The organism is Cobetia sp. SIMBA_158 (assembly GCF_046566945.1).
Lineage (GTDB): Bacteria > Pseudomonadota > Gammaproteobacteria > Pseudomonadales > Halomonadaceae > Cobetia > Cobetia amphilecti.
Map to the genome: position 1 here is coordinate 1 of NZ_JAWJYL010001228.1, position 230 is coordinate 230.

Sequence of the window (230 nt, forward strand, 5' to 3'; positions counted from 1 at the left end):
CGGCGCGCGGACCGATAAAGACTATTTGAAATTGCTCGATACTCGCCCGGCTATTGGCACGGTGCTGAACCAGGGCGATTATGAAAATTTCAAAAAGTCCTTAACCAGCATTGCGTTGCGTAAAGGTTATTTCGATAGCGAATTTACCAAAGCGCAGCTGGGCATTGCGCTCGGCCTGCATAAAGCCTTCTGGGATATTGATTATAACAGTGGCGAACGTTACCGCTTTG

Annotated in this window: 1 pseudogene; it reads left to right on the forward strand. The window is 48.3% G+C overall.

Features of this window, described 5'->3' with window-relative positions:
* Positions 1 to 230, forward strand: a pseudogene (locus R2R70_RS23630) (hypothetical protein); the annotation flags it as partial.